Annotated in this window: 23 protein-coding genes; 9 read left to right on the forward strand and 14 right to left on the reverse strand. The window is 68.6% G+C overall.

What is annotated here, in order from left to right:
- Nucleotides 1-3: 3 nt before the first annotated feature.
- Entirely contained in the window at nucleotides 4-822 is an 819-nt protein-coding gene (locus tag QM841_RS30930) for an ABC transporter permease (protein ID WP_105420896.1), read from the reverse strand.
- A complete protein-coding gene (locus QM841_RS30935; RefSeq protein ID WP_283334918.1) occupies nucleotides 819-1,775 on the reverse strand; it encodes an ATP-binding cassette domain-containing protein in 957 nt (318 codons plus the stop codon). The genes QM841_RS30930 and QM841_RS30935 overlap by 4 nt, the downstream gene beginning before the upstream one ends.
- Before the next feature lie 150 nt (nucleotides 1,776-1,925).
- Between QM841_RS30935 and QM841_RS30940 the strand changes: the two genes are divergently transcribed.
- Both QM841_RS30940 and QM841_RS30945 read left to right on the forward strand, forming a co-directional pair.
- Nucleotides 1,926-3,566, forward strand: coding sequence for a helix-turn-helix transcriptional regulator (locus QM841_RS30940; protein WP_283334919.1), 1,641 nt, complete (start codon nucleotides 1,926-1,928; stop codon nucleotides 3,564-3,566).
- 109 nt (nucleotides 3,567-3,675) lie between these two features.
- Nucleotides 3,676-4,785: a flavin-containing monooxygenase gene (locus QM841_RS30945; protein ID WP_283334920.1), complete on the forward strand. Its 1,110-nt coding sequence runs from the start codon at nucleotides 3,676-3,678 to the stop codon at nucleotides 4,783-4,785.
- Here QM841_RS30945 and QM841_RS30950 read toward each other — a convergent pair.
- From QM841_RS30950 to QM841_RS30975, 6 genes are all read right to left on the reverse strand, one after another.
- A complete protein-coding gene (locus QM841_RS30950; protein WP_283334921.1) occupies nucleotides 4,757-5,926 on the reverse strand; it encodes a lipid-transfer protein in 1,170 nt (389 codons plus the stop codon). The two genes, QM841_RS30945 and QM841_RS30950, sit on opposite strands and share 29 nt — an antisense overlap.
- The gene (locus tag QM841_RS30955; protein WP_280779064.1) at nucleotides 5,923-6,345 is read right to left on the reverse strand and encodes a MaoC family dehydratase; all 423 of its coding nucleotides are present in this window, start codon (nucleotides 6,343-6,345) and stop codon (nucleotides 5,923-5,925) included. Before QM841_RS30955 ends, QM841_RS30950 begins: the two co-directional genes overlap by 4 nt.
- Nucleotides 6,342-7,352: a bifunctional MaoC family dehydratase N-terminal/OB-fold nucleic acid binding domain-containing protein gene (locus QM841_RS30960; protein ID WP_283334922.1), complete on the reverse strand. Its 1,011-nt coding sequence runs from the start codon at nucleotides 7,350-7,352 to the stop codon at nucleotides 6,342-6,344. The genes QM841_RS30955 and QM841_RS30960 overlap by 4 nt, the downstream gene beginning before the upstream one ends.
- 14 nt (nucleotides 7,353-7,366) lie before the next feature.
- Entirely contained in the window at nucleotides 7,367-8,518 is a 1,152-nt protein-coding gene (locus QM841_RS30965; RefSeq protein ID WP_280779066.1) for an acyl-CoA dehydrogenase family protein, read from the reverse strand.
- Nucleotides 8,503-9,543: an acyl-CoA dehydrogenase family protein gene (locus tag QM841_RS30970; RefSeq protein ID WP_283334923.1), complete on the reverse strand. Its 1,041-nt coding sequence runs from the start codon at nucleotides 9,541-9,543 to the stop codon at nucleotides 8,503-8,505. Before QM841_RS30970 ends, QM841_RS30965 begins: the two co-directional genes overlap by 16 nt.
- An 82-nt stretch (nucleotides 9,544-9,625) precedes the next feature.
- Entirely contained in the window at nucleotides 9,626-11,791 is a 2,166-nt protein-coding gene (locus QM841_RS30975; RefSeq protein WP_283334924.1) for an acyl-CoA dehydrogenase family protein, read from the reverse strand.
- Nucleotides 11,792-11,885: 94 nt separating this feature from the next.
- On the opposite strand from QM841_RS30975, the gene kstR reads away from it, so the two are divergent.
- Nucleotides 11,886-12,524 carry a cholesterol catabolism transcriptional regulator KstR gene (kstR, locus tag QM841_RS30980; protein ID WP_005566090.1) on the forward strand — a complete coding sequence of 213 codons (639 nt, stop codon included), beginning with the start codon at nucleotides 11,886-11,888 and terminating at the stop codon, nucleotides 12,522-12,524.
- A gap of 68 nt (nucleotides 12,525-12,592) precedes the next feature.
- On the forward strand, nucleotides 12,593-15,133 hold the full coding sequence (gene otsB, locus QM841_RS30985) for a trehalose-phosphatase (RefSeq protein ID WP_283334925.1): 2,541 nt from the start codon (nucleotides 12,593-12,595) through the stop codon (nucleotides 15,131-15,133).
- Nucleotides 15,134-15,152: 19 nt separating this feature from the next.
- Here the strand turns inward: otsB and QM841_RS30990 are convergent, their stop codons facing one another.
- A complete protein-coding gene (locus QM841_RS30990) occupies nucleotides 15,153-16,241 on the reverse strand; it encodes a LacI family DNA-binding transcriptional regulator (RefSeq protein WP_283334926.1) in 1,089 nt (362 codons plus the stop codon).
- A gap of 138 nt (nucleotides 16,242-16,379) precedes the next feature.
- Between QM841_RS30990 and QM841_RS30995 the strand changes: the two genes are divergently transcribed.
- From QM841_RS30995 to QM841_RS31005, 3 genes are read left to right on the forward strand one after another with little or no spacing between them, the layout of a single operon-like run.
- Complete coding sequence (locus tag QM841_RS30995) at nucleotides 16,380-17,336, forward strand: metal ABC transporter solute-binding protein, Zn/Mn family (protein ID WP_283334927.1); 957 nt, start codon at nucleotides 16,380-16,382, stop codon at nucleotides 17,334-17,336.
- A gap of 13 nt (nucleotides 17,337-17,349) precedes the next feature.
- On the forward strand, nucleotides 17,350-18,228 hold the full coding sequence (locus QM841_RS31000) for a metal ABC transporter ATP-binding protein (RefSeq protein WP_061043582.1): 879 nt from the start codon (nucleotides 17,350-17,352) through the stop codon (nucleotides 18,226-18,228).
- On the forward strand, nucleotides 18,225-19,118 hold the full coding sequence (locus tag QM841_RS31005; RefSeq protein ID WP_005566094.1) for a metal ABC transporter permease: 894 nt from the start codon (nucleotides 18,225-18,227) through the stop codon (nucleotides 19,116-19,118). Before QM841_RS31000 ends, QM841_RS31005 begins: the two co-directional genes overlap by 4 nt.
- Before the next feature lie 6 nt (nucleotides 19,119-19,124).
- Here the strand turns inward: QM841_RS31005 and QM841_RS31010 are convergent, their stop codons facing one another.
- From QM841_RS31010 to QM841_RS31025, 4 genes are all read right to left on the reverse strand, one after another.
- On the reverse strand, nucleotides 19,125-19,652 hold the full coding sequence (locus tag QM841_RS31010; RefSeq protein WP_283334928.1) for a DUF3558 domain-containing protein: 528 nt from the start codon (nucleotides 19,650-19,652) through the stop codon (nucleotides 19,125-19,127).
- On the reverse strand, nucleotides 19,649-20,062 hold the full coding sequence (locus tag QM841_RS31015) for a hypothetical protein (RefSeq protein ID WP_283334929.1): 414 nt from the start codon (nucleotides 20,060-20,062) through the stop codon (nucleotides 19,649-19,651). The genes QM841_RS31010 and QM841_RS31015 overlap by 4 nt, the downstream gene beginning before the upstream one ends.
- 63 nt (nucleotides 20,063-20,125) lie before the next feature.
- Complete coding sequence (locus QM841_RS31020) at nucleotides 20,126-20,887, reverse strand: ESX secretion-associated protein EspG (protein ID WP_283334930.1); 762 nt, start codon at nucleotides 20,885-20,887, stop codon at nucleotides 20,126-20,128.
- Nucleotides 20,884-22,041, reverse strand: coding sequence for a hypothetical protein (locus QM841_RS31025; protein ID WP_283334931.1), 1,158 nt, complete (start codon nucleotides 22,039-22,041; stop codon nucleotides 20,884-20,886). Before QM841_RS31025 ends, QM841_RS31020 begins: the two co-directional genes overlap by 4 nt.
- Before the next feature lie 129 nt (nucleotides 22,042-22,170).
- Here QM841_RS31025 and QM841_RS31030 point away from each other — a divergent pair, with 129 nt between their 5' ends.
- Both QM841_RS31030 and QM841_RS31035 read left to right on the forward strand, forming a co-directional pair.
- Nucleotides 22,171-22,929, forward strand: a complete 759-nt coding sequence (locus QM841_RS31030) for a LamB/YcsF family protein (protein WP_283334932.1) — start codon at nucleotides 22,171-22,173, stop codon at nucleotides 22,927-22,929.
- Nucleotides 22,929-23,549: a 5-oxoprolinase subunit B family protein gene (locus QM841_RS31035; protein WP_283334933.1), complete on the forward strand. Its 621-nt coding sequence runs from the start codon at nucleotides 22,929-22,931 to the stop codon at nucleotides 23,547-23,549. Before QM841_RS31030 ends, QM841_RS31035 begins: the two co-directional genes overlap by 1 nt.
- On the opposite strand, the gene QM841_RS31040 is transcribed toward QM841_RS31035, so the two are convergent.
- Nucleotides 23,546-26,839 carry an NAD-glutamate dehydrogenase domain-containing protein gene (locus tag QM841_RS31040; RefSeq protein ID WP_283334934.1) on the reverse strand — a complete coding sequence of 1,098 codons (3,294 nt, stop codon included), beginning with the start codon at nucleotides 26,837-26,839 and terminating at the stop codon, nucleotides 23,546-23,548. The two genes, QM841_RS31035 and QM841_RS31040, sit on opposite strands and share 4 nt — an antisense overlap.
- Nucleotides 26,840-26,954: the final 115 nt, after the last annotated feature.

Consider the following 26,954-nt stretch of genomic DNA (forward strand, 5'->3'; position numbering starts at 1 on the left):
CCCTCAGCGGCTGACGGCCTTCTTGTAGCGCCGGATCGCGAACGGCACGAAGATCACCAGCAGCACCGCCGACCATGCCAGTGAGGCGATGATCGGGTGCTGCAACGGCCACGCGTCGGGAACGGTCATGTCCGGGTTGGTGTTTCCGAACAGTTCCCGCACGGCCTGCGTCACCGCGGACACCGGATTCCATTCCGCGATCACCTTCAGCGGACCGGGCAGGTTGGTGGTCTCCACGAACGTGTTCGCGATGAACGAGAGCGGAAAGATGACGATGAAGCTGGCGTTGTTGAACACCTCCGGTGTCCGGATCCACAGGCCGACCACCGCCATCACCCACGACAGCGCGTAGGCGAACAACAGCAGGAGCAGGTAGCCGAGCAGCGCTTCGCCGAGACTCGAGTGGATGCGCCACCCGATGATCAGACCCGTCAGTGACATCACGATGAGGCTGACGATGTTGATCAGGACGTCGGTGGAGGTGCGGCCGAGGAGGACGGCGGACGGGGCCATCGGCAGCGACCGGAACCGGTCGATGATCCCCTTCTGCAGATCCTCGACCATCCCGAGACCCGTCCACGTGGCCCCGAAGATGACTGTTTGCGTGAAGATCCCGGCGATCAGGAACTCCCGGTAGGACATCCCGGGAACCTGAATGGCACTACCGAACACGTACGCGAACAGCAGCACGAACATGATCGGCGACAACGTGGTGAACACGATGAGGTCGGGGACGCGCTTGATCTTGATCATGTTGCGCTTGGCGATCGTGAGCCCGTCCGCGAGCGCGGTGTGTACGGACGCCGTCTGTGGGGCGCTCATGAGACGTGCTCCTCTTCGGCTTCGTGTCCGGTCAGGGTGAGGAAGACGTCGTCCAGGGTCGGTCTGCGCAGGCCTACGTCGAACACCTTCACTCCTCGAGTGGAAAGGCGGCCCAGCGCCTCGACGAGGGCGTCCGCACCGCCGGTCACCGGCACCGTCACCCGGCGGACGTTTTCTTCGACCAGAATGTCGCCTGCGGCGAGCGGGGCCAGTTCGTCGCGCACGACGGAGAGCTCGAAGCCCTCCCGGACGCTCAGCTCGATGCGCTCACCGCCCACACGGTCCTTCAATTCGTCGGCGGTTCCGCGGGCGATGACCGAACCGTGGTCGATCACCGCGATCTGGTCGGCGAGGCGCTCGGCCTCTTCCATGTACTGGGTGGTCAGGAGCAGCGTGGTGCCCCTGGCGACGAGATTGTCGATGACGTCCCAGAGAGCCAGCCGGGCGCGGGGGTCGAGCCCGGTGGTCGGTTCGTCCAGGAACAACACTTCCGGCTCGGCCACGAGCGCTCCCGCGAGATCGAGACGCCGGCGCATGCCACCCGAGTAGCCCTTCACGGGACGATCTCCCGCCTCGACCAGATCGAACTGTTCGAGCAGTTCACGGGCGCGCGCCTTACTGCGTTTGCCCCCGAGGTGGTAGAGCCGCCCGACCATCTCGAGGTTCTCGAAACCGGTGAGGTACTCGTCGACCGCCGCATACTGCCCCGACGCGCCGATCCGGGATCGGAGCACCCGCGCATCGTGGACGACGTCGAGACCGGCCACCTCCGCCCGGCCTGCGTCCGGGACGAGAAGCGTGGTGAAGACCCGGACCGCCGTCGTCTTGCCGGCGCCGTTCGGGCCGAGCAGCGCCATCACCGTTCCCGACGGGACCGCGAGGTCGACCCCGTCCAGTGCCGTGACCTTGCCGTACTTCTTGACCAGACCCTCTGCCGTTATCGCATCGACCATCAGAAGTTCCCATCCGTTGGCGTGTGGACCCAGTGTGACTCGAGGCACCGACAGGTTGCGAGGAATATTCGACGTTCCCGGCAGGCCCGGTGCGGCGGTAGTCTGAAAATTCGAGCAGGTCAGCGCGCAGATCTTCGGCAGGAGACAGTGATGTCCGACGCGACGTCGGAACTCCGGACGGGCCGTGCGGCCTTCGAACGACGAGACTGGCGCGCTACCTACGCACGACTGTCGGGCGCCGACCGGCAGACCCCGCTGTCCGGTGACGACCTCGAACTGGTCGCCACCGCCGCCTACCTTCTCGGTGACGACGACGCCAGCACCGAATGGTGGGAACGGGCGGTGCACGAGTGGGCCCGCGCGGGTCGGCCGGTGCGCTCCGCGCGGTGCGCGTTCTGGCTCTCGTTCGTCCTGATCATGCGGGGCGAGCAGGCGCGCGGTGGCGGCTGGCTGAGCAAGGCCCAGCGACTGCTGGACACCGCGGGCGTCGATTGCGCCGAGCGGGGCTACCTGCTGGTGCCGCAGGGACTGCAACGGATCGACGCCGGTGACGGCAAGGCCGCCCACGACATCTTCCGTGCGATCACGGAGGCAGGCACCCGGTTCGCCGACCCGGATCTGACGACGCTCGGGGTGCTGGGCACCGGCCATTCGCTCGTCCTGCTGGGGGACGTTGCCAACGCGGTGTCGGCGTTCGACGAGGCGATGGTCGGGGTGACGTCCGACGAGGTGTCCCCGGTGGTGGCGGGGATCGTGTACTGCGCCGTGATCGAGCAGTGCCAGAACATGTGCGATCTCCGCCGGTCCCGGGAATGGACTGTGGCGCTGGAGGAGTGGTGCTCTTCGCAACCCGACCTCGTCCCCTACCGCGGTCAGTGCCTCGTCCACCGCGCCGAGATCCTGCAACTGCAGGGCGAGTGGCCCACGGCGATGGATTCGGCGCGGCGGGCGTACGAGCGGCTCGCCTCGCATGCCGCGGCCGGGTCCGCCGCCTACGTGATGGCCGACCTCCACCGCCTGCGCGGCGAGGTCGCCCAGGCCGAGAAGTTGTTTCTGGAGGCGAACCGCTGGGGCAGGCGGCCGCAGCCCGGACTCGCGCTGCTGCGGATGGCGCAGGGGCGGGTCGGCAGCGCGGTCGCCTCGATCCGCTGCGCGGTGGACGAGTCCACCGGCGCGGTGGAACGCGCCCGGCTGCTGCCCGCCTGCGTGGACATCCTGCTCGCCGCCGGCGACGTCCCGGCGGCTCGCACCGCAGCCGACGAACTCGACTCGATCGCAACACGATTCGCGATCCCCTACCTGTGTGCTCTGTCCGCTCAGGCGTCGGGGTCGGTGCTGCACGCCGAAGGACGGGGTAGCGACGCGCTGACCGTTCTGCGCGACGCGTGGCGGCGCTGGCAGGACATCGGCGCGCCGTACGAGTGTGCGCGGGTCCGGGAGTCGGTCGCGCTGGTGTGCCGCGACCTGGGTGACGACGACACCGCGCAGATGGAGCACGACCTCGCGTCCGCCACCTACCGGCAACTGGGTGCGGTCCCGGACCTCGAGCGACTCCGGGCGGAGTTCCGCCCCGACCCGACGGTCAGCACTCCCCTGACCCCGCGTGAAGTGTGCGTGCTCCGCCTCGTGGCGGCAGGCAAGAGCAACCGGGCGGTGGCGACGGAACTGTTCCTCAGCGAGAAGACGGTCGCGCGGCACCTGAGCAACATCTTCCTCAAGCTGGGGATCTCGTCGCGGTCCGCGGCCACTGCCTATGCCTACGAGCATCGCCTCGTCGGCCCGTCTGCATGAAAGTACCCATACGGTCGTACGTATCTGCGCCATTCTCCCGACGCGCCGAGATCGGCCCGGTCATAGCGTTGAGCACGACCACCGATCACCCGAGGGAAGAAGACAGACGATGTCCACAGAACGCTCCGACACGATCGTGATCGGCGCCGGACAGGCCGGCCTCGCCACCGGATACCACCTCACGCGATGCGGGCAGCGATTCGTGATCCTCGACGCCCACGACCGCGTCGGGGACGTGTGGCGGGTGCGATTCGACTCGCTTCGGCTCTACAGTCCCGCCCGGTACGACAGCCTGCCAGGCTGGGGAATTCCCGCCCCGGCTTGGTCCTGGCCCGGGAAGGACGAGGTCGCCGACTACTTCGAGGCGTACGCGCAGCGATTCGCACTGCCGATCCGGACCGGCACCACCGTCGACGACCTGTCCCGTGCCGGCGACCGTTACGTCGTCACGGCCGGGACGGACCGATTCGAGGCCGACAACGTCGTCGTCGCCTCCGGAACGTGGCAGTCCCCGGTCATCCCGGACCTCGCCGAGCGCCTCGACCCCCGGATCCGGCAACTGCATTCGAGCGACTACCGCAATCCGTCCCAACTGCAGGACGGGCCGGTGCTGGTGGTCGGGTGCAGCCACTCCGGCGCGGACATCGCACTGGAAGTCTCCCGTTCGCATCGCACCACGATCTGCGGGCCCGTCCGCGGGGAGGTGCCGTTCGACCTCGAGGGGCGCCTCGCCCACATCGCGATCCCGATCATGTGGTTCATGGCCAATCACGTTCTGACGGAACGCACACCCGTCGGCCGGAAGATGCGCACCCACGTCCGTTCGGGTGGCGGACCACTCCTGCGGGTCAAACGGGCCGACCTGGCCGCCGCCGGGGTGGAGCACTTCCCCGCGAAGGTCACCGGTGTCCACGACGGCAGACCGGTCCTCGACGACGGCACCGCACTCGACGTCCGCAACGTCATCTGGTGCACCGGGTTCCGCAAGGACACGTCGTGGATCCAGATCCCCGTCACCGGATCGGACGGGTGGCCCGAGCAGTCCCGCGGAGTGTCGCCGGACCATCCGGGACTGTATTTCGTGGGGCTGCCGTTCCTGCAGGCGTTCGCCTCGATGCTCACCGGCGGGGTGGGCAGGGATGCCGGGTATGTCGCGAAACACATTGCGCGCAGACAGACTCGGGCCGGACTCAGGCCGTCAGCACCAACCCTGACGTAGGCACACCGGTCCCGGCGGTGACGAGGACGTTCTGCACGCCGGAGACCTGATTCACGGACGTGCCGCGGATCTGACGCACACCCTCGGCGATGCCGTTCATCCCGTGGATGTAGGCCTCGCCGAGCTGGCCTCCGTGGGTGTTGAGCGGCAGACTGCCGTCGAGGTCGATGGCACCGTCGGCGATGAAGTCCTTGGCCTCGCCGCGGCCGCAGAAGCCGAGTTCTTCGAGCTGCATCAATACGTATGGGGTGAAGTGGTCGTAGAGGACGGCCAGATCCATGTCCTGCGGTCCGAGCCCGGCCTGATCCCACAGCTGCCTGCCGACCAACTCCATCTCGGGCAGTCCCGCGAGCTCCGGGCGGTAGTAGCTGGTCATGATGTACTGGTCGCTGCCGCTCCCCTGGGCCGCCGCGGCGATCACGGCCGGCTTCTGCTTCAGATCCTTCGCCCGCTCCGGTGACGTGACCACGATCGCGATGCCGCCGTCGGACTCCTGGCAGCAGTCGAGCAGGTGCAGGGGCTCGGCGATGAATCGGGAGTTCTGGTGGTCCTCGAGGGTGATCGGCTTGCCGTAGAAGAAGGCGTTCGGATTGGTGGCGGCGTGCTTGCGGTCGGTGACCGCGACCCGTCCGAAATCCTCGCTCGTGGCGCCGTATTCGTGCATGTACCGCTGGGCGACCATCGCGACGAACGCCGCCGGCGTCGACAGGCCGTGCGGGTAGGAGAACGCGTTGTCGGTACCCGACGAGTTCACCTGCTGCACCAGACCGGAGTTCACCTGCCCGAACCGCATTCCCGACCGCTCGTTGAACGCCCGGTACGCCACCACCACGTCGGCGACGCCGGTGGCCACGGCCATCGCCGCCTGCTGCACGGTCGCGCACGCCGCACCGCCGCCGTAGTGGATGCGGCTGAAGAACTTCAGGTCCGGAATCCCGACCGAACGGGCCACGGCCGCTTCGGTGTTGGTGTCCATCGTGAAGGATGTCAGGCCGTCGACGTCCGCGGGGGTCAGCCCGGCGTCGTCGAGCGCCGCCGTGACCGCCTCTGCCGCCAGCCGCAATTCGCTGCGGCCCGAATTCTTCGAGAAGTCCGTGGCGCCGATACCGGCGATGGCAGCCTTGCCCGACAGCCCGCTCATGCACCCGCTCCGTTCGTGCGTCCGTCCAGGACGAGGGTCACCTTCGACGTGATGTGGTCGCCGAGACCGTTCTTCCCGACGACGTCCAGCGTGACGACGCCGTCGTCCATCGCCGCCACCGTGCCGCTCAGGGTGAGGGTGTCGTACGCGTACCACGGAACGCCGAGGCGCAACGCGATCGACTTGATCACCGCGTTCGGCCCCGCCCAGTCGGTGACGAACCGCTGCACCAGACCCGTGTCGGTGAGGATGTTGACGAAGATGTCCTTCGACCCGCGTTGCTGCGCCAGGTCGCGGTCGTGGTGGACGTCCTGGAAGTCGCGTGTCGCCAATGCGGCCGAGACGACGAACGTCGGGTCGCCGGTCACGGTCAATTCCGGAAGCGTCGTTCCCACCGCGACATCGAGTGTGGACGTCATGACTGCTCCTTCGCTCCGCGCTGCCACGCGTACAGGGTCCACGGCGTGCCGCCCGTCTCGTCGTCGCCCGGGAAGTCGAGGTAGATCGCCTCCACCGGCATCCCGACCGTCACCTCGGCGGGGTCGACGCCGCGCAGCTCACCGAGCATGCGGACGCCTTCCTCCAGTTCGACCAGCGCCACCACGAACGGCAGCGAGCGTCCCGGCACCTTCGGCGCGTGGTGGACCACGTAACTGAACACGGTGCCGCGACCCGACGCGACGACGTAGTCCGTCGTCTCCGTCTTGTCCTTCCACAGCGCGGGCACCGGTGGGTGCTGCAGCGATCCGTCCTCACGCTGCTGGATCCGCAACTCGTGCGCGGCCACCCCGTCCCAGAAGAACTGGGTGTCCTGTGAGGCGCTGGGCCGCATCAGCTTGGTGGGGTCCAGATCGTCGAAAGATGCACCCTGGCCGTTCGCCGACTGTGACGCCGGTTCAGCGGGTTTGGGCGCGAACTTCAGGATGCGGAACAGCATCTCGGCGACGACCTCGCCGGTGCCGTCGTCGCCGGCGACCCGCCACAGGCTGCGGGTGGTGAAGAACCACCCCTCACCGAGGCCCGTCTTCTTCGGACCCACGAGATCCTCGAGGGTCGTGGTGATGGTGACCTCCTCACCGACCCTCAGGTAGCGGTGGTAGATCTGATCGCAGTTGGTGGCGACGACGGACGTGAACCCGGCCTCGTCGAGGATCGTCGTCATGCGGCCGAGCGGGTCGTCGGGTTGCCGAACGGCGTTCAGCCCCTGCATCGTCCACACCTGCGCCATCGCGGGCGGGGCCACGATGCCGTCGTGTCCCGCTGCCCGCGCCGCCGCCTCGTCGACGTAGATCGGATTCCGGTCGCCGATCGCCTCCACCCAGTTGCGGATCATCGGCAGATTGATCGGGTCACGCCCGAGGCGAGGAGCGCTCGGGCCCGTCGACCGGACCTCGTCCGCGGCAGCGAGAATCTGTTCGGAACTCATTTCGCGCGGCGCTCCTATCGCGGGACTCGGGGAAGTTTCAGACCGGCTGTCGCGATCAGCTCACGCATCACCTCGTTGACACCGCCACCGAAGGTGATGACGAGGTTGCGCTTCACCTGCATGTCGAGCCACCTCATGAGGTCGGCGGTCTCCGGCTCGGACGGGTCGCCGTAGCGTCCGACGATCTCCTCGACGAGCCTGCCGATGCGCTGAATACGTTCGGTGGCGAACACTTTCGTCGCGGACGCGTCGGCGATGTCGACGGCGTCCGCCTCACTCGACGCCACCTGCCAGTTGAGTAGTTCGTTGAGGCGGAACGTCGCGTGGATCTCGCCGAGCGCGCGCCGCACGTCCGGCTCGTCGAGCAGGTCGTGCGCGACGGCCCAGTTGCGGATGCGGTCGTAGAGACCGCCCACCCGGCCGGCCGGTCCGAGCATGACGCGTTCGTGGTTGAGCTGGGTGGTGATCAGTCGCCAGCCCTGATTCTCCTCACCGACCAGCATGTCCGCGGGAACCCGGACGTCGGAGTAGTAGGTGGCGTTCACGTGATGTGCACCGTCGCACGTGATGATCGGCGTCCAGCTGTAGCCCGGGTCCTTGGTGTCCATGATCAGGATGGAGATGCCGCGGTGACGCGAATCCGCCGAACCCGTGCGGACGGCGAGCCACAGGTAGTCGGCGTCGTGACCGCCGGTGGTGAAGATCTTCTGCCCGTTGACGACGTACTCGTCACCCACGCGCACGGCTGTGGTCCGCAGCGCCGCGAGGTCGGTGCCCGCTTCCGGTTCGGTGTAGCCGATCGCGAAGTGCACCTCGCCGGCCAGGATCGCGGGAAGGAATTTGCGCTTCTGCTCCTCGGTCCCGTACTTCTGCAGCGTCGGACCCACCGTCTGCAACGTGACCGCGGGCAGCGGCACGTCGGCGCGGGTCGCCTCGTTGACGAAGATCTGCTGCTCGATCTCGCCGAAACCGCGGCCTCCGAACTCCACCGGCCAGCCCACCCCGAGCCAGCCGTCCTTGCCCATCCGGCGGATGACCTCGCGGTAGGTGCTGCCATGGCGCTCCGTGCGCATCACCTCGGCCTCGGCCGGCGAGATCAGCCCGGAGAAGTAGCGCCGGAGTTCCGCTTGCAGCTCACGCTGCTCGTCGGTCAGATCGATGAACACCGGGCCCCCACGAGGTCGAGTCGGTACGAGGCGCCGCCCACGAGGCGGGCCAGGTCTTTGGCGGTCGAGTAATAACGGTGCAGCGGGTACGTGACGTCGACGCCGATCCCGCCGTGCAAGTGGTGCAGAACCTGCATGGCGGCAGGCACTTCGGCGGCGATCCAGTACGCCATCACGTCCAGATCGTCCTGGGCGTCCAGGCCTTCGGACACCCGCCACGACGCCGCGAGCGCCGACACGTGGAGCGTGCGGGACGTGACGTAGACGTCGGCGATCTGCTGCGACACGGCCTGGAACGTGGCGAGCGGCTTACCGAACTGGTGGCGTGTCGCGAGGTGCTCCCCTGCGAGAACCGTTGCGCCCGAAAGCAGTCCGTCCGCGACCGCCCCGATCGACGCCAGGGCGATGCGGTACAGCGTCTGCACCGCGTCGGTGCCGGCGGCGAGCAGTTCACCCCGCGCGCCGTCGAACGTGATCGCGAATTCGGGGCTCCCCGACGCCGAGGGTGTCGGCGTGAGCGTGACGCCGTCCGCGCCCGGATCCACCAGCACCACCCCGGTGTCCGTGGGCACGAGAATCCGATGTGCCCGCTCAGCGAACGGAACCGCGAGCACGCGCCCGGTGACGGAGTAGCCGTCCCCGTCCGCGACCGCGGTCACCGAGGGCCGTGCCGGGAACTGCGCCCCGGGTTCAGCGAGCGCCGCGGTGAACGTGCGGCCGTCGGCGAGACCGGTGAGCAGTGCGTCCTGTTGGGCGTCGTCGCCCAGCGCGACGATGGGCAGCACACCGAATCCGAGCGTTGCGAGGGCCGGGACCCGCGCCGCCTTCCGCCCGACCTCGGTGAGCAGCGCACCGACGTCGGTGACCGAGAGCCCTTCACCGCCGAGGCGTTCCGGCAGTGCGAGGGTCAGCAGGTCGGCGTCGGCGAACGCGGCCCAGAGGGCGTCGTCGTCGAGGTCGCGGGCCAGCAGTCCGGCCGCGACCTGGGCCACGGCCTCCTGGGTTTCGTCTCGAATGAAGTCCACGCTGACAATCCCACTTTCAATTTAGAACGTGTTCTAGTTGTATCACCATCCCGGACCTCGCGAAAGACCATCGCGACGCGGCTCAGCCCCGCGGCAGTCCGAGAATGCGCTCGGCCGCGACCGTCAGCAGGATCTGCGTCGTTCCGCCCGCAATCGACAGGCAGCGTGTGTTGAGGAACTCCCGCGCCAGCGGACCCTCCACCCAGCCGTCCACGCCACCGAGTTCCATCGCGAATTCCGCGACCGCCTGCCGCTGGCGGACACCGACCAGCTTGCGGACACTCGATTCCGGTCCGGGGTCCTGACCGTCCAGCTGCCGGAGGGTGGTGCGCAGTTCGAGCTGCGAGCCGACGAGCGCATTGCCGATGAGATGCCCGAGTCTGTCGTCGGTCACGGGGTCGCCGTCCCCCGCGAGCGCGAGCAGTTCCTCCATCGCCGCACCGAGCGAGGAGCCTCCGCCCATCGCGACCCGCTCGTTCGCCAACGTGGTTCGGGCCAGCTTCCAGCCGTCGCCGAGATTCCCGACCACCAGCTCGTCCGGTACGAACACGTCCTCGAGATACACCTCGTTGAACAGGGCGTCGCCGGTGATCTCGCGCAGCGGCGAGATGGTGATGCCGGGGCTCGTCATGTCGACGAGGAAGTAGCTGATGCCCTTGTGTTTGGGCGCGTCCCGGTCGGTGCGGGCCAGGCAGATTGCCCAGTCCGCTTCCTGCGCCCTCGACGTCCAGACCTTCTGACCGTTCAGCCGCCACCCGCCGTCCACCTTCTCCGCGGACGTCCGCAGCGCCGCCAGGTCGGAGCCGGCGCCGGGTTCGCTGAACAGCTGGCACCAGATGATCTCGCCGCGCAACGTCGGGGTGGCGAAGCGCTCGATCTGCTCGGCGCTGCCGTGCTCGAGGATCGTGGGCACGGCCCACCAGCCGATCACGAGGTCGGGCCTGCCGATCCCGGCGGCCGCCAGCTCCTCCTCGATCAGGATCTGTTCGGCGGCCCGCGCACCCCGCCCGTAGGGTGCGGGCCAGTGCGGGGCCAGGTAGCCCGATTCCGCGAGGGCCGCGCGTCGCTCCGACTCCGGCCGCGCCACAAGCTCGGCGATTTCGGCGCGGATCTGCGCCCGTTCGTCGTCGAGCCCGGTCAGGTCGATCGACAGGTGCCTGCGAGCACCGGTCCGCGTCAGTTCGGTGACCCGCGCCCGCCAGCGGGTGGAGCCGCCGAGCAGCTGCCGCAGCGACGTCGCCCGGCGGAGGTAGAAGTGCGCGTCGTGTTCCCAGGTGAAGCCGATCCCGCCGAGCACCTGGATGCAGTCCTTGGCGGTCTCGACGGCGGCGTCGAGCGTGAGCGACGCCGCGACCGCGGCCGCGATCGGCAGCTCCCCGCAGTCCGCGTCCCACGCGTCCTCCGCCGCCACGGCCGCATCCCACGCCGCCGCACCGGCTTGTTCGACGCGGCACAGCATCTCCGCGCACAGATGCTTGATCGCCTGGAACGATCCGATCGGTTTGCCGAACTGCTCGCGAATCTTGGCGTACTCCACCGCCGTTCGCAGACACCAGGCCGCGATTCCGGATGCCTCCGCGGCCGCGAGAGTCGCCGCGAGGTCGGGCACGAGCCCGTCCCGCACGCCGGTGACCACCCGGTCGGCCGCCACCGCCACACCCTCGCAGCGCACCCGCGCGAGAGGTCGGCTCTTGTCGATCGTGTCGGCGACCGTGATGTCCAGGCCGTCGGCTTCGCTGTCGATCAGACACCACACGACGCCGTCGCCCGCGTCGGCGGGAAGCAGCACGGACACTCCCGTGTCACCGCCGATCACGAAGCCCGCGTCGCCGGTGACCGTCAGCCCGCCGTCGGCCCCGAGCGTCGCGTTCACCGGGGAGTTGCTGCCGAGAGCCACCGCGCACGGCATCGCGCCGTCCGCGAGTTCCTCGGACCACCGTTTCGCGGCGGCGCCGGAGCTTCGGCCGACGATGAGAGCGGCGAGAGCGGTCGAGAGAACAGGACCCGGGACGAGTTCGGTCGCGGCCTGTTCGAGCATCGCGGCGAGATCGACGATCTCCGCTCCCGACCCACCGACCTCGTCGGGCACGGCGACCGAGAAAATTCCGAGCGAGGCGAAGGACGGCCACGACGTCCGCCACGAATCTGCTGGTCCTTGCCGTACTGTGACCAGCGGGTCCGTGGACCGCGCCCAAGCCTGGATCGAACCCGCTGCAGCCTTCTGTTCTTCGGTGGTGGCGATTGTCACAACGGGTATCCGCCTCTCCTGAATGACACATTCGTCTAGAACGTGTTCTAATATGACACCTGGCCATGAGTCAAGGCGCGAAGGAAAACAGGTAATGACGACCAGCTCTCGATCACGGTCCACGACGGTCGCTGCGGCGACGCTGGGCGAGGACGATCTCAGTTCCAACGCGCAGAAGGAACGGCGCAAGCGAATCCTCGACGCGACCCTGGCCCTGGCCTCCAAGGGCGGATACGAAGCCGTGCAGATGCGGGCCGTCGCCGAACGCGCCGACGTCGCCGTGGGGACGCTGTACCGCTACTTCCCGTCCAAGGTGCACCTGCTGGTGTCGGCGCTCGCCCGCGAGTTCGAGCGGATCGACTCGCGGGGAAAGAACCCGCCGGGCCGGAACCCGCTCGAGCGGATGCAGCTGATCCTCAGCCAGATCACCCGGGCCATGCAGCGCGACCCACTGCTGACCGAGGCCATGACGCGTGCCTTCATGTTCGCCGACGCGTCTGCCGCCGCCGAGGTCGATCAGGTGGGCAAGCTGATGGACCGCCTGTTCGCCCGCGCGATGACGGACACCGAGCCCACCGAAGACCAGTTGGCGGTCGCCCGCGTCATCTCCGACGTGTGGCTGTCGAACCTGGTGGCCTGGCTCACCCGCCGCTCGTCCGCGACCGATGTCGCGAATCGCCTCGAACTCACCGTCGAACTGCTGCTCGGTGACGGAAGCCGCAGACCCGAGTAGGACGCGATCGGGGCACAGCCCCGGCCGACAACGCGCTCACAGCCGTCACATCCCCTAGATTTGAACATGTGAGCGCCCATGATCTGCCCATCGAACTTCGTCGTGCCCTCTCGAGGGTTGCGCGGACCCCTCGCCTGCTCGTCGCTTCCGATTACGACGGCACGATGGCCCCCATCGTCTCCGACCCCGAGAAGGCGTTCCCCCACGCCGAATCGGTGCGCGCTCTCCGCGCCCTGGCCAGCCTCGCCGGAACGACGGCGGCCGTGATCTCGGGCCGCGCACTCAAGGACCTCGCCGCGCTGTCGCGGCTGCCCGCCGAGGTGCAACTGGTCGGCAGCCACGGCTCGGAATTCGACATCGGATTCATCCATGCGATCGACGCCGACGCCAAGAAACTTCTCGGTGAGCTCACCGAGGAACTCACCCGGATCGCCACGCTGCACGCCGGTACGTCGGTGGAGGCGAAACCGGCGAGCGTCGCCCTCCACGTCCGCAACGCCGACGCCGAGGAAGGCGCCCTGGCCCTGGCCGCGGTGCGCGCCGATGCCGGACAGCGCGTGGGCGTGCAAATCACCGAGGGCAAGTCCGTCATCGAACTGGCCGTCGTCGCCACCGACAAGGGCCACGCGCTCGACCTGATCCGCCACCAGGACGGTGCGACGGCAGCCGTCTTCGTCGGCGACGACGTCACCGACGAGAAGGCATTCGCGCGTCTCCAAGGCCCCGACCTCGGCGTGAAGGTGGGCCCCGGCGACAGCCTCGCCGAGTTCCGGGTGTCGACCACCGAAGACGTGGCCGCGGCCCTCGCGTTCCTGCTCGAGGAGCGCCGCACCTGGCTGTCCGGGGCACACGCCCCGCCGATCGAGCGCCTCACCATGCTCGCCAGCCCGCGGACCGTCGCCCTCGTCACCCCCGACGCGACCCTCACCTGGCTGTGTCATCCCGAACCCGACTCGGCGTCCGTGTTCGCGCATCTGCTCGGCGGACCGGAAGCCGGCCACTTCAGCGTCGGCCCGCACCGGAGCGCGCTGCCGCTGAGCCAGCGCTACATCGACAGCACCATGACCGTGCAGACACGGTGGGCCAGCCTCTCCGTCACCGACTACCTGCCGCACGACGTCCGCCAGGGCCGCACCGACCTGACCCGGGTGATCAGCGGGCAGGCCGCCGCCGTCGTGACGTTCGCACCGCGGCCCGAGTTCGGGCAGGGCCAGGTCATCCTGGAGGCGGTCTCCGAGGGACTGCGGGTGCACGGCACCAACGAGCCGATCGTGCTGCGCTCCCCCGGCGTGCAGTGGAACGTCACGTCCGACGGCAACCAGCAGACCGCGCATGCCGTCGTCGACCCGTCCGGCGGCGACGTCGTCCTGGAATTGCGGTGCGGCACCGAAGAACTCGGACCGTCGGAGACTCCCGAGGAGGAGCGTCGCGCGCTGGCCGAATCGTATTGGTCGGACTGGGCGAAGAGCCTCATCCTGCCCACGCTCAAACCTGACCTGATGAAGCGCTCCGCCCTCACCCTCCGCGGTCTGGTGCACGTCGACTCCGGAGCGATCATGGCGGCCGCCACCACCTCGCTGCCCGAGGAGATCGGCGGCGTCCGCAACTGGGACTACCGCTACTGCTGGCTGCGCGACGCGGCGCTCACCGCGTCCGCGCTCGTCAGCCTCGGCTCCCTCAGCGAGGCCGAGGGCTACCTCGACTGGGTGCACGACGTCCTCGAGACGCTGCCCGGCCCCGAACGCCTGCACCCCCTCTACACGCTGCACGGTGGCGGTCTGCCGCCCGAGGCCGTCATCGACTCGCTGCCCGGCTACGCGGGCTCGCGGCCGGTCCGCATCGGCAACGCGGCCAACCAGCAGGTGCAACTCGACGTGTTCGGACCCATCGTCGAACTCATCCACGACCTGTCCCACGCCCGCGAGAAGCAGGGCGTCGAGGTGGCGCTCAACGACCGCGACTGGGAACTGGTCTGCGCCATGGTCGAGGCCGTCGAACGCCGCTGGTTCGAACCCGACCACGGCATCTGGGAGATCCGCGACAACCCGCGTCACCACGTGTACTCCAAGGTGATGGGCTGGGTCACCGTCGACCGTGCGGTGGCGCTGGCCGAGCACTTCGGCCGCGACGTCGAGCCCGGCTGGACGTCGTTGCGCGACAAGATCGCCGAGGAGGTGCGCGAGAAGGGCTGGAAGGACGAGGTCCGCTCGTACACCGCCGCCTACGACGGCACCGACCTCGACGCCGCCACCCTGTACATCGGACTGTCCGGGCTGATCGACCCGTCGGACGAGAAGTTCGCCGCCACCGTCACGGCCACCGAGGCGGAACTGCGCAGCGGCTCGACCGTGTACCGGTACCACCACGACGACGGGCTGCCCGGAACCGAGGGCGGGTTCCACCTCTGCGCTGCGTGGCTGGTCGAGGCGTACCTGCTGATCGGTCAGCGGTCACAGGCCGAGGCCTTGTTCGCGCAACTGGTCGACGCCGCCGGCCCGACCGGACTGCTCAGCGAGGAGTACGACCCCGTCGCCGAGCGGTCGCTGGGCAACCACCCACAGGCGTACAGCCACCTGGGACTGCTGCGCTGCGCTCAGCTCCTGGCCTAGCGCGTATGGGATGGCCGGGTCAGCGCTTGGCGGGCCCGGCCGTCGAACCCCGCAGCAGTTCGGTCTCGAGCATCTCGACGGTCGCGACACCGGAGTGCGACGGGGACATGAGCAGGGCACCTGCCCGGCGACCCTTCTCCTCCTGCGGTTGCCGCACGGTGGTCAGGCCCTCACGCAGTGCGTCGTCGACTCCGTCGAATCCGGTGATCGACAGCCGGCCGGGCACGTCGATGCCCTGCCAGCGCGCCCAGTCCAGCGCGCCGAGCGCGAGGACGTCGGTGGTGCACACGAGTGCGGTGATCCGCGGATTCACGCCGAGCGCCTGCGCGGCAGCGGCGTGCCCCGACTTCCCGGTGTGCTCGAACCGCTCGACGACGGTCAGCGTCCGAGGGTCCAGGCCGGCGTCGGACATGGCGTCGCGCACTCCCTCGATGCGTTCGCGCTGGACGTGGAAGTTCGGTGAGCGCAGACGCTCGGCGTCGGCGACCCCGTCCGAGCGGTCGCGCCCCAGCCTCATACTCAGCACGCCGATGTCGCGGTGGCCGAGCCCGATCAGATAGTCGGCGAGGCCCCGCATCGCGCCGCGGTCGTCGATCCCGACGAGCGACGCCCCCGGGATTTCCCGCGGCTGATCGCACACGACCATCGGCAGGTGACGCTCGCACACCGCCGCGAGGTAGGGGTCGTCGTCCGCCACCGAGTACACGACGAACCCGTCGACGCCCGCCTGCTGCACGACCGCGGCGGCGTCCGCCTCCTCGCGACCCGGGCCCGCCGGAATCAGCAACAGACCCTGCCCGGCCGCCTCGCACGACTCGGCCAATCCGGACAGAAAGCTCATCGCGGCGGGGTCGCGGAAGGAATAGCTGAGAGCCTCGGTGAGCAGCAGTCCCACGGCACCGGCCTTGCGGGTGCGCAGGGATCGTGCCACCGGGTCCGGGCCGGGATAGCCGCGGCGCTTGGCCGCCTGCAGCACCCGCTCGCGGAGTTCCGCGGAGAGTTGATCCGGCCGGTTGTACGCGTTGGACACCGTCGTTCGCGAAATATTGAGCTCGGCCGCGAGCGACGCCAGCGTGGCTTGGCGACGAGGCTGTCGAGACCTGGGCATAGGGGGACGTTAGTACCTGGCCCGCGTTCGGGCGCGTCGGGGCTGCACCGAAAGTGCACTACCAGGACCTATCCGCTAAAGTGCAACGGTAACGGTTTCCAATAGCGTTTAGCGTTCGTCTTCGGTCAGGAGTTTTCTGTGCGCGCTTTCTCAGGTTTTCGTGCCGCCACGGCGGCCGTCGGGCTGTCGTTCGCCGCCGCCCTCACCCTCACCGCGTGCGGCTCCGACACGACCGGTGACGGCACGCTGACCGTCGTCGCGTCGACGAACGTGTGGGGCAGCGTCGCGCAGGCCGTCGCCGGCGACAAGGTGGACGTCACCTCGATCATCACCGAACCGTCGTCCGACCCGCACTCGTTCGAGGCGAGCCCCACCGACGCCGCCAAGCTCACCGACGCCTCCCTGATCGTCTACAACGGCGGCGGGTACGACCACTTCGTCGACGACATCATCGGCACCGGCAACAGCGACCAGCTCACCGTCAACGCGTTCGACCTCCTCGAGGGCGGCGCGCACGCAGGCGAGAACGAGCATTCCGAGGGCGGCGACTCGCACGAGGGCCACGACCACGGCGACGTGAACGAGCACGTCTGGTTCGACGTCGACACCGTCGACGCCACCGCGCAGTCCATCGCGGACAAGCTCGGCCAACTCGACCCCGACAACGCCGACGCCTACAAGGCCAACGCCGCCACCTTCCACGGTCAGCTCGAGCAGATCTCCGCGATCACCGACGGCATCGCGGCAGCGCACAAGGACGCACCCGTCGCCCAGACCGAACCGATCGCCTACTACCTGCTGCAGTCCGCGGGCCTGAAGGACGTCACCCCGCCCGACTTCACGAGCGCCATCGAGAACGGCAACGACCCCGCACCCGCCGCCATCGCCGCGACACGACAGCTGCTCACCGACAAGCAGGTGCAGGCCCTCGTCTACAACGTGCAGACGCAGGACCGGGTCACCCAGGACGTGCGGGCCACGGCCGAGTCTGCGGGCATCCCCGTCGTCGAGGTGACCGAAACCCTGCCCGAAGGCCTGGACTACATTCAGTGGCAGACCAACACCGCCGAGTCGCTTGCTGCGGCTCTGCAATAGAACTGATCGGCTTGTGACAGAACCCACTTCGAAGAACGCCGGCAACGGTCGCGTCCCCGCACTGGAATTGACGGGGGCGCGACTGTCCTTCGGCGAACGCACACTCTGGCAGGACCTCGACCTCACCGTGGAACCCGGCGAATTCGTCGCCGTCCTCGGACCCAACGGGTCGGGCAAGACGTCGCTGCTGAAGGTGCTGCTCGGCCAGCTCGCCCTCAGCTCCGGTACCGCGCGCATCGCCGGATCCCCGGCGCGGAAGGGCAATTCGCACGTCGGGTACATCCCCCAGCAGAAGTCGCTCGACGACGGGCTGCCGCTGCGGGGCCGCGACCTCGTCGGCCTCGGCGTCGACGGCCACCAGTGGGGAACCGGCATCCTCCGGCGAGGCCGGCGCCGGGCGATCGTCGACGCGGCCATCAGCGAAGTCGGCGCCCAGAACTACGCGGACGCCCCGATCGGTTCCATGTCCGGCGGTGAGCAGCAACGACTGCGAATCGCGCAGGCCCTCGTCGGCAACCCCCAGATCCTGCTGTGCGACGAACCGCTGCTCAGCCTCGACCTGGCCAACCAGAATCTCGTGTCGGGACTCATCGACCGGCGGCGCCGCACCCACGACACCGCGGTGCTGTTCGTCACCCACGAGATCAACCCGATCCTCCCCCTCGTCGACCGCGTGCTCTACCTCGTCGACGGACAGTTCCGCATCGGCAAACCCGAAGAGGTCATGACGTCGGAGGTGCTGTCCGAGCTGTACCGCACCGACGTCGAGGTGCTGCACGTACGCGGCCGCCTCGTCGTCATCGGCACCGGCGACGCCATCGACGCGCTCGGCAGCGCGGGCGGCCTCCGCCCCGGTGAGGGTGTGCACCACACGGACGAGGGACACGCATGAGCAACAAATTCACCGACGCGATGTCGCACATGTTCGACGTCTCGGCCACCGTCGACCTCCTGCAGTACGACTTCGTCCAGCAAGCGCTGATCGCAGGCGCCATCCTCGGCCTGCTGGCAGGAGCCATCGGCCCGCTGATCGTGAGCAGGCAGATGTCGTTCGCCGTGCACGGCACGAGCGAGCTGTCGCTGACCGGTGCGTCGGCGGCCCTGCTCATCGGAGTCAGCGTCGGGGCCGGCGCCATCGCCGGGTCGGTGGTCGCGGCGGTCCTGTTCGGGCTGCTCGGCGCGAAGGCCCGCGACCGTGACTCCGTGATCGGCGTGATCATGGCGTTCGGGCTCGGTCTGTCGGTGCTGTTCATCTGGTCGTACCAAGGGCGCACCGGCACCAGTTTCTCGCTGCTGATCGGCCAGATCGTGGCGCCCGGAGACAGCGGCCTCCAGCTGCTGCTGCTCTGCGCCGTCCTGGTCATCGGGGTCCTCGGCCTCATCTACCGCCCCCTCCTCTTCGCGAGCACCGACCCCGACGTCGCCGAAGCCCGCGGCGTCCCCGTCCGTGCGCTGTCGATCGTGTTCGCCGTCCTCGTCGGCATCACAGCCGCCCTCGGCGTCCAGATCGTCGGGGCACTGCTGGTGATGGCACTGCTCATCACCCCCGCCGCGGCCGCCGCCTACGTCACCGCCAGCCCACTCAAGGCGACGATCCTGTCGATCGTGTTCGCCGAACTCGCCGCCGTCGGCGGCATCCTGCTGTCCCTCGCACCCGGAGTGCCCGTATCGAGCTTCGTCACCACGATCTCGTTCGTCATCTATCTCGTGTGCCGGCTCAGCGGATCCTCACGACGCAAGAACGCGGGACGCATCACCCCCACCCACGCACACACGCACTGAGCCGCCCTACAGGTGGTCGGGGAAATACGGCGCCAACGTCGCAGCCACCTTCGTCGCCTGATCGCACGCCGCGTCGACGGTCGTGAAATCCTCCAACTCGCTGTACCCGATCATGAACTCCAGAATCCCCGGCTCGATCGCCACCGACACCGTGCACGCACTACCGCCACGGAAATCCGACACCAGAGCACGCCGCCCGCCGATCTCGGTCTCACTCAGGACGTCGAAGCGGTCGCTCGACTCGACGCTGCTGACGGTTTCAGCAAGCGCGGAAATGACAACGCCGTAGTCAGGATTGCGCGATCGAAATGAGCATGAACGATTCGCCGGCTCATCCGAAAGCCGCGATCCTGCGCGCACGTCGATCTGCGCCGCTTGGAGCGCCTCCTGGGGAAGACCGTCACAGGGGTGGAACCCGATCGCCTTCGCCGGCTGCTGCGCAGCTGCGCCATCCACCGGAGTTGAACAGCCTGCAATTGCGGCAATACCCATTAGGCCGGTTACGAAGGCGATTCCGCCGGACCGACGCTTCACAAGTTCCCTCCGACCGACCCCAGACTCGACGCGATGGCCGCATCCTGCTCGTTGTATCGCGCGAGGACCGCCTCGAACATCGACTTCATGTCCTTCGCATACGTTTGATGCGCACCGAATAGACCCACCGCCGAATTCGCGAACTCGATGTCGCCGCCTCCGATGGCCTTCTCGTCGAATTTGCGTGCCAGCTGCTTCGCCGAGGCGATGTCCTGCTCTCCAATTCCCAGATCAGCGGCGCGAAGTTTCTGACGAGCGTTGTCAGCCAAGTCGCCCATCAATTCCGCATGCTCCTGGCACAGCTTGATGCACTGCTCTATGCCTGCGGGGTCGAGTTCGAGCCTGCCTCCCCCGGTGACGTTCTCGGTGAAAGCCTTCCATCCGGCTTCCGGTGCTTCTGGCCCCGCCATGTCGGTGTCCCCTCCGTGTGTCGTGCTGTGTCCCCACCTGTGCAATCGCCGGCGCGTGGCAATCTACCAACCGCAGGCACCGACCGACCCCGCTCGAGGAGTGGTGCCGACCCTGATCAGGGTGTCGAGCGACGATACGAGCTGTTCGGGGCCTGCCGGGTGCGCAGCGGATGGGTCGTGCGGTCCGATCGCGTAGCGTCCGTCGCCGGCGATGTCGATCCAGTGCATGACGCCGACGTCCCTGCCGGTGCCGTAGCGGGGGCCGCGGAAGACGCGGATCTTCCCGCGTCCCGCGTATCCCTTCTGTACGGCGGGTTCGAGTCGCGGGGCGGGGGCCGCCCGATTGACCTCCTGCAGGATTCCCTGAGAGAAGTGGGTGTCCTGTTCGTCGCGCCGCTGGAATCGGCGGCGGCCGGCGGCGTTCTGCGGGATCAGCCCGATCAGTTGGGCGCCCAGCCGCCCGGCCGCACCGGCGCCGATCACCACGTCGCCACCGATCTGCGGTGCCCGGCCGGGGAGTTGCGACGCGATCACCACCCACTGCCGGTGCTGCGCACCGATGATGCGGATCGGGGTCTCGTCGGCGGCCGAACCGGAGACCTCGACATACACGTCGGGCTCGGCGAGCACACCCAACGCCGACCTCACATCGTCGTGCTCGGCTCCCGCGAACGCTTCGCGTATCCGGTTCTGCTCGGCGACATAGGCATTGAGCCCGGGGTGCGCGCTCACGATCCGGAACGGGTACGGGATGCGGTCCTGCCCTGCGCCGGCCCACAGGGCGTCGAACAGTTCGGGACGCAGCCGCCAGTTGCGCATGTTCATGCGCCGATCACCGGCGGCGAGACGAGGGGCAGTTTGCCGATCAATTCGTTGCCGTTGTCGAGGGTGATCAGGTAGTCGGGCGTCTTGTGTTCCTTGTCCTCGCCGCCGCCCTTGGCAGCTCCTCCGCCGCCCATCATTCCCCCGCCCATCGGGCCGGTGCCCCGCATCCCGGCACCCGCGCGACCTCCGGCGTTGGCCCCCGGAACCCCGGGTGCGGTGCCGGGCCGGGCCACGGTCCCCGGCTGATTCCCGGCACCGACGCCACCGCCGAGTCCGCCGACTCCCAGTCCGCCGCCACCGGAAGCCCCACCCACACCTGCGGATCGCGAGCCGGCACCCGAGGACGAATCGGCGGTGGAAGGCATGCCCGTCCGGCTCTGCACGTGATCCCCCGTCGCCGAGGCCGGGGCCGTCGTCGCCGGTGTGGTGGCAGCCGACGGCGCGGTGGCCGCATTCTGCTGCGTGCCGTCCGCAGCGGGCGCGCCGTCCACTCCGGGCTCGGCGGACGGGTCGCTCACGGGCGCGTCGCCAAGAGAGGGCTGCCCGGCGCTCGGTCCGCCGAGCCGGTCGCTCGAACTCGGGGCGCCGCTCGGGTAGTCGCCACCGGGCCCGGCCGGACCCGAGGGAACGTCGACGATGCTCTCCGGTTTCGTGAACGACGGGACGTTGCCGTCCGACGTCGCGAGTCCGGGGTTGTAGATCGTGGCCATCTTCTCGCGCGCTTCGCCCTCGCGCCGGTAGTACTCGTCTTCGGTGTCCGTGTCCCAGGGCGTCAACTTGTCCCACAGTCCGGTGCCGATGGTTTCGGGAACCTGCGACCGAAGCGACGCGACCGTCTCCGCCAGCGGCGTCAGCGCGTCCGCCACTCCGTGAAGTTGCTGCTGCGCCTGCGGCGCGGAGGTCGAGTACCGTTCGGTCTCGCCGTAGGCCGCCGACGCGGCAGCACCGTGCCAGCTCCCGCTGATCGTCTTCTTGATCGCGTCGCTGAACTCGACGATCGCGTCGTGGGCCGTCGTCCCCAGTTCGGCCCAGGCTCGTGCGATGCCGCTGACGTTCTCGACATTCATGCCGGCGACGGCGCTCGCGATCCTCGCATGATCCCACTGGTCCGAGTGAAAGTTCTCGGGATCCTTGATGTATGCCGGGTCGGTCACGTTTCCCCCTCCGATGGCGCAGTCCACCACGCACGGTCAATTGTTCTGACGCAGCAGGACCCTCACCGGTTCCGCCCGCCCCCGCGAGAGAATCTACAAGACGGCGCTCGGAACCCTAGTATCGAATATGTGCCGGCAATCGATCTGAACAGCGACCTCGGCGAGAGCTACGGTGCCTGGACCCTCGGCGACGACCTGGCGATGCTGAAGCTCGTGACCAGCGCCAATGTGGCCTGCGGTTTTCATGCGGGCGATCCCACTACCCTGTCGGCCACCTGTTCGGCGGCGTCCGAGCTGACGGTCCGGATCGGCGCGCAGGTCGGCTACCACGACCTCGCCGGGTTCGGGCGCCGGTTCATCGACGTCGCGCCGCGTGACCTGACGGCCGACGTCGTTTATCAGATCGGTGCCCTCGACGGTCTCGCCCAGGTTTCCGGCTCCGCGGTGGAGTACGTGAAACCGCACGGCGCGCTGTACAACGCGATCGTCCACCACCGTGAGCAGGCCCGTGCGGTCGTCGCGGCGGTCCACTCATACGACCCGACGCTGCCCGTCCTCGGTCTGCCCGGCTCCGTGTTCCTCGAGGAGGCCGAGAAGGCCGGACTGCGGACGGTCACCGAGGCGTTCGCCGACCGCGCATACACACCCGAGGGGACGCTGGTGCCACGCACGACGGACGGGGCCGTCCTGCACGATCCCGCGGTGGTGGCCGAACGGGTCCGCAGACTCGTCGTCGATCACACCCTCGAAGCGGTCGACGGCACGGTCCTCGCGGTCACCGCCGAATCCGTCTGCGTCCACGGCGATACGCCCGCAGCCGTCGAGATGGCCACCGCCATCCGGTCGTTGCTCGACACCGAGGGCATCACGGTGGAGCCGTTCGTGTGATGCGCATCCTCGACGTCGGAGAAAGCGCGGTCCTCGCCGAATTCGAGGACCTCGGCACCGTGCTCGCGCATTTTCGTGCGCTGGACGACTCCCGGCCACCCGGGGTCGTGGAGGTGATCCCGGCGGCGCGCACCATCCTGGTGCGGTTCGACCACGGCGCGACCAGCCGCGACCGCGTCGCCAAGTGGGTGCGGACCACGGAACCGGAGGCGACGGTCGCCGAGGATCCCCCGGACGAGATCCGGATAGCGGTGCGCTACGACGGTCCCGACCTCGAGGACGTGGCCGAGCTGACCGGTCTCGGTGTCGACGGCGTCGTCGCCGCACACACCGGAACACCGTGGACGGTGGCGTTCTGCGGCTTCGCCCCGGGTTTCGGTTACCTCACCGGCGGCGCACCCGAGCTGCACGTGCCGCGCCGCTCGACGCCTCGGACCTCCGTCCCCGCCGGGACCGTGGCTCTGGGCGGGGAGTTCACGGGAATCTATCCCCGCAGCTCGCCCGGCGGCTGGCAACTCATCGGCACCACCGACGAACCGATCTGGGATGCCGACCGCACTCCCCCCGCCCTCCTGCGCCCCGGCGTCGTCGTGCGCTTCGCGCCCGTGAGTACTTATTAACCGCCCGACGTTAATAAGTACTCACAGGCGCGAAGCGCATTGGCCGCGACCGACAGTGACGCGAGATCGTGGGTGGACGCAGCGTCGATCTCCGACAGCGTCCGGCGAGCACGCTCGATTCTCGCCCGGTTCGCATTCTCCCACAGCAGAATCCGGGAGTCCGGTTCGTCACCGGGCTCCCCCGACGACAGTACGTCCCGGGTCAGGAGGCGGACGGAGCGGTACAGGTCGTCCCGCAGCGCCACCCGGGCGAGGGTGTGCCACCGCTCGCCCCGCGGAAGTGCCGACACCTTGATGAGCCATCGATCCACGCCGAGGTGATCGGAGAGCGCGAAGTAGAGCGGCGCCACCTCGGCGACGTCCTGGTCGAGTTCGCGGGCGACGTCCACTATGTCGAGCAGGCTGAACCGGTAGAGGCCGTCCGCGATACGACGGGCGATGGACGTCTCGACGCCCGCCTCGTCGTAGGAGCGACGCGTGTCCTCCATCGCCAGCACCTCCGCGCCGTGGAGCCATCCGCCGACGTCGCCGGAATGCGTGTGGACGTGGCGCCGGAAATTGTCGATCTCGGCGTCCACCGACAGCGGCTGCCGACGGTTGGCGAGGAACCACCGCGACGCCCGGTCGAGCAGCCGGCGGGCCTCGACGACCAGTTCGTACTCCGTCGCCGGTGGTAGTTTCGCCGCGGCGATGTCGGACCAGAGTTCCGCGAGCCCGAACACCTCCGACGTGATGACGAACGCGCGCACCACATCCGCGGGCCCGGCCCCCGTCTCCTCGCGCAGCCGGTACGCGTAGGTGAGCCCGCCGCGGGCGAAGATGTCGTTCACGATCTCGGTGGCGAGGATCTCCTGGCGGAGGGGGTGCGCGTCGACGGGGAGGACGGAGCGCAGCGCGGCGGGGAAGTACGCGCCGAGCCGCTCGGAGAAGTACCCGTCGGAGAAGACGTCCGTATCCTCGAGCTCCGCTTTCAGATCCAGCTTGGCGTGGGCGAGGAGGGTCGCCAGTTCCGGCGAGCTCAGCCCGAGGCCTGCCTCCGACAGTTCGGCGAAACCCTCGGGGTTCGGAAGCGCCTCCAGGTCGCAGTCCAGACCGCGCTTGTCGACCAGGTCGTTCACCATCCTCGAGTGCACGTCCACCATCCGGTGGGCGTTCGACCGGGCGTCGCCGAGCACCCGGTTCTGCGCGCGATTGTTCGCGAGCACGAGTTCGGACACGTCGTCGGTGAGCGCCCCGAGCAGGTCCGAGCGCCGCACCGGGTCCAGCCGCCGGTCGACGGGCAGCGAGTCGAGCAGGATCTTGATGTTCACCTCGTGGTCGGAGCAGTCCACTCCGGCCGAGTTGTCCAGTGCATCCGTGTTGACGAGCCCACCCGTCCGGGCGAACTCGATGCGGGCGAGCGGCGTCATGCCCAGGTTGCCGCCCTCGGCGACAGCGCGTGCACGCAGCCGGCGTGCATCGATCCGGACGGTGTCGTTCGCTTTGTCGCCCGCGTCCGTGTGCGACTCCGACGAGGCCTTGACGTACGTCCCGACGCCGCCGTTGAACAGGAGATCCACCGGGGCGGCGAGGATGGCGCGGATCATCTCCGGCGGCGTCAGCGTCGTCACCGATGGAGCGAGACCGAGCGCCGTCCGCATCTGGCTGCTCACCGGAATCGATTTGCTCTCACGCGACCAGACGCCGCCGCCTTCACTGATGAGGGTCCGGTCGTAGTCGGCCCACGACGATCGCGGCAGCTCGAACAGCCGGCGGCGTTCCTGCCAGGCCTGCTCCCGGCGGGGAGTGGGGTCGACGAAGATGTGGCGGTGGTCGAACGCGGCGACCAGCCCGATGCCGGCACTCGCCAGCATGGCGTTCCCGAAGACGTCGCCGCTCATGTCGCCGATCCCCGTCACCGTGAAACTGTCACGGTCGACATCGATTCCGAGTTCGGCCAGATGCCGGGTGACGCTCACCCACGCACCCTTCGCGGTGATGCCCATCTTCTTGTGGTCGTAGCCGACCGAACCGCCGGACGCGAAGGCGTCACCGAGCCAGAAGTCGTACGTCCGGGCCACGTCGTTGGCGGCGTCGGAGAACGTGGCAGTGCCCTTGTCCGCCGCCACCACGAGGTAGGGGTCGTCGTCGTCCCGGCAGACGACCCGGTCAGGATGTACCGATTCGGCTGTGCCCAAACGGTTGTCGGTGACGTCGAGCAGCCCGGAGATGAACTGGCGGTAGCAGTCCTGGCCGGTGGACGACGGGTTGCGCACGACGAATCCGCCCTTGGCGCCTGCGGGCACGATGACGGCGTTCTTCACTGCCTGCGCCTTGACGAGTCCGAGGATCTCGGTGCGGTAGTCGTCGAGGCGGTCGGACCAGCGGAGCCCGCCGCGCGCGACGGGTCCGTATCGCAGGTGCACGCCCTCCATGTCCGGTGAATACACGAAGACCTCGTAGAACGGCCGTGGCCGCGGAAGTTCGTCGATCTCGGCGGAGCGGAACTTCAGCGACAACTGGGGACGAGCGGGGCCGAGCGCTCCGTCCTGATAGAAGTTGGTGCGGGTCGTCGCCGCGACGAGGCCCGAGTAGGCGCGCAGGATACGGTCGGCGTCGAGGCCTTCCACCTCTGCGAGCAGCGATTCGACCCGGCGCGCACACTGTTCGACGTCGTCGTCGCGAGACGTGTCGCCACCGGGACGGGATGGATCGAAATGCGCGTGGAACAGATCCACGAGCGCCGACGCGAACTCGGGACGCGACAGCAGGACCGCCTCGATCCGGCCCTGGTCGTAGGGCAGAGTACTCTGCCGCAGGAAGCGGGCGTACGCGCGCAGGAGCACGACCTCCCGCCAGTCCAGGCCGGCGGCGAGCACCAGCACGTTGAACCGATCCGCCTCCGCGCGACCCGACCACATCGCACGAAACGTCTCCAGGACGGCCTCGGGTTCGACGGATCCCGACGCCACCGCGGACGTGACGAGCGGTCCCGCGGACACCCGGAAGTCGTAGAGCCGGCACACCAGTCCGTCGGCGCGGCGGAACACCGACGTCCGCTGACCCTCGACCTCGAGGTCGAGGCTCCCGAGAAGCCGCAGCACCCGTTCGAGCGACACGGTCGAGCCTCCGCTGTAGAGCGTGACCCGCAGTTGCCGGTTCTCGTTCGGTCCGACGGTGTCGACGTGCAGGTCGAATGCGTCGGCAGTCAAGCGGTCGAGGATGGTGACGTCGGGAACCGGCGGCCGATCCCGTTCTTCGACATAGCCTTCCGGCAGGGACAGTGCGAACGTGGACGTGGTCGAGCTCATAGATTCTCTCCGTTGAGATCCGGGCGCCGTGTGTTGTCGTGGAAACGAGAAAGATCCGTCCCGCGGGCGCCATTGACCGCGGGACGGATCGAGTGTCAGGACACGGATGTGTCGG

Source organism: Rhodococcus sp. IEGM 1307, from assembly GCF_030056915.1.
Lineage (GTDB): Bacteria > Actinomycetota > Actinomycetes > Mycobacteriales > Mycobacteriaceae > Rhodococcus_F > Rhodococcus_F opacus_D.

What these genes read in the sequence shown, in the direction of transcription:
- QM841_RS30930 (WP_105420896.1), bottom strand. Translation starts at nt 822, where the DNA reads ATGAGCGCCCCACAGACGGCGTCCGTACACACCGCGCTCGCGGACGGG.
- QM841_RS30935 (WP_283334918.1), bottom strand. Translation starts at nt 1,775, where the DNA reads ATGGTCGATGCGATAACGGCAGAGGGTCTGGTCAAGAAGTACGGCAAG.
- QM841_RS30940 (WP_283334919.1), top strand. Translation starts at nt 1,926, where the DNA reads ATGTCCGACGCGACGTCGGAACTCCGGACGGGCCGTGCGGCCTTCGAA.
- QM841_RS30945 (WP_283334920.1), top strand. Translation starts at nt 3,676, where the DNA reads ATGTCCACAGAACGCTCCGACACGATCGTGATCGGCGCCGGACAGGCC.
- QM841_RS30950 (WP_283334921.1), bottom strand. Translation starts at nt 5,926, where the DNA reads ATGAGCGGGCTGTCGGGCAAGGCTGCCATCGCCGGTATCGGCGCCACG.
- QM841_RS30955 (WP_280779064.1), bottom strand. Translation starts at nt 6,345, where the DNA reads ATGACGTCCACACTCGATGTCGCGGTGGGAACGACGCTTCCGGAATTG.
- QM841_RS30960 (WP_283334922.1), bottom strand. Translation starts at nt 7,352, where the DNA reads ATGAGTTCCGAACAGATTCTCGCTGCCGCGGACGAGGTCCGGTCGACG.
- kstR (WP_005566090.1), top strand. Translation starts at nt 11,886, where the DNA reads ATGACGACCAGCTCTCGATCACGGTCCACGACGGTCGCTGCGGCGACG.
- QM841_RS30990 (WP_283334926.1), bottom strand. Translation starts at nt 16,241, where the DNA reads ATGCCCAGGTCTCGACAGCCTCGTCGCCAAGCCACGCTGGCGTCGCTC.
- QM841_RS31005 (WP_005566094.1), top strand. Translation starts at nt 18,225, where the DNA reads ATGAGCAACAAATTCACCGACGCGATGTCGCACATGTTCGACGTCTCG.
- QM841_RS31015 (WP_283334929.1), bottom strand. Translation starts at nt 20,062, where the DNA reads ATGGCGGGGCCAGAAGCACCGGAAGCCGGATGGAAGGCTTTCACCGAG.
- QM841_RS31020 (WP_283334930.1), bottom strand. Translation starts at nt 20,887, where the DNA reads ATGAACATGCGCAACTGGCGGCTGCGTCCCGAACTGTTCGACGCCCTG.
- QM841_RS31035 (WP_283334933.1), top strand. Translation starts at nt 22,929, where the DNA reads ATGCGCATCCTCGACGTCGGAGAAAGCGCGGTCCTCGCCGAATTCGAG.
- QM841_RS31040 (WP_283334934.1), bottom strand. Translation starts at nt 26,839, where the DNA reads ATGAGCTCGACCACGTCCACGTTCGCACTGTCCCTGCCGGAAGGCTAT.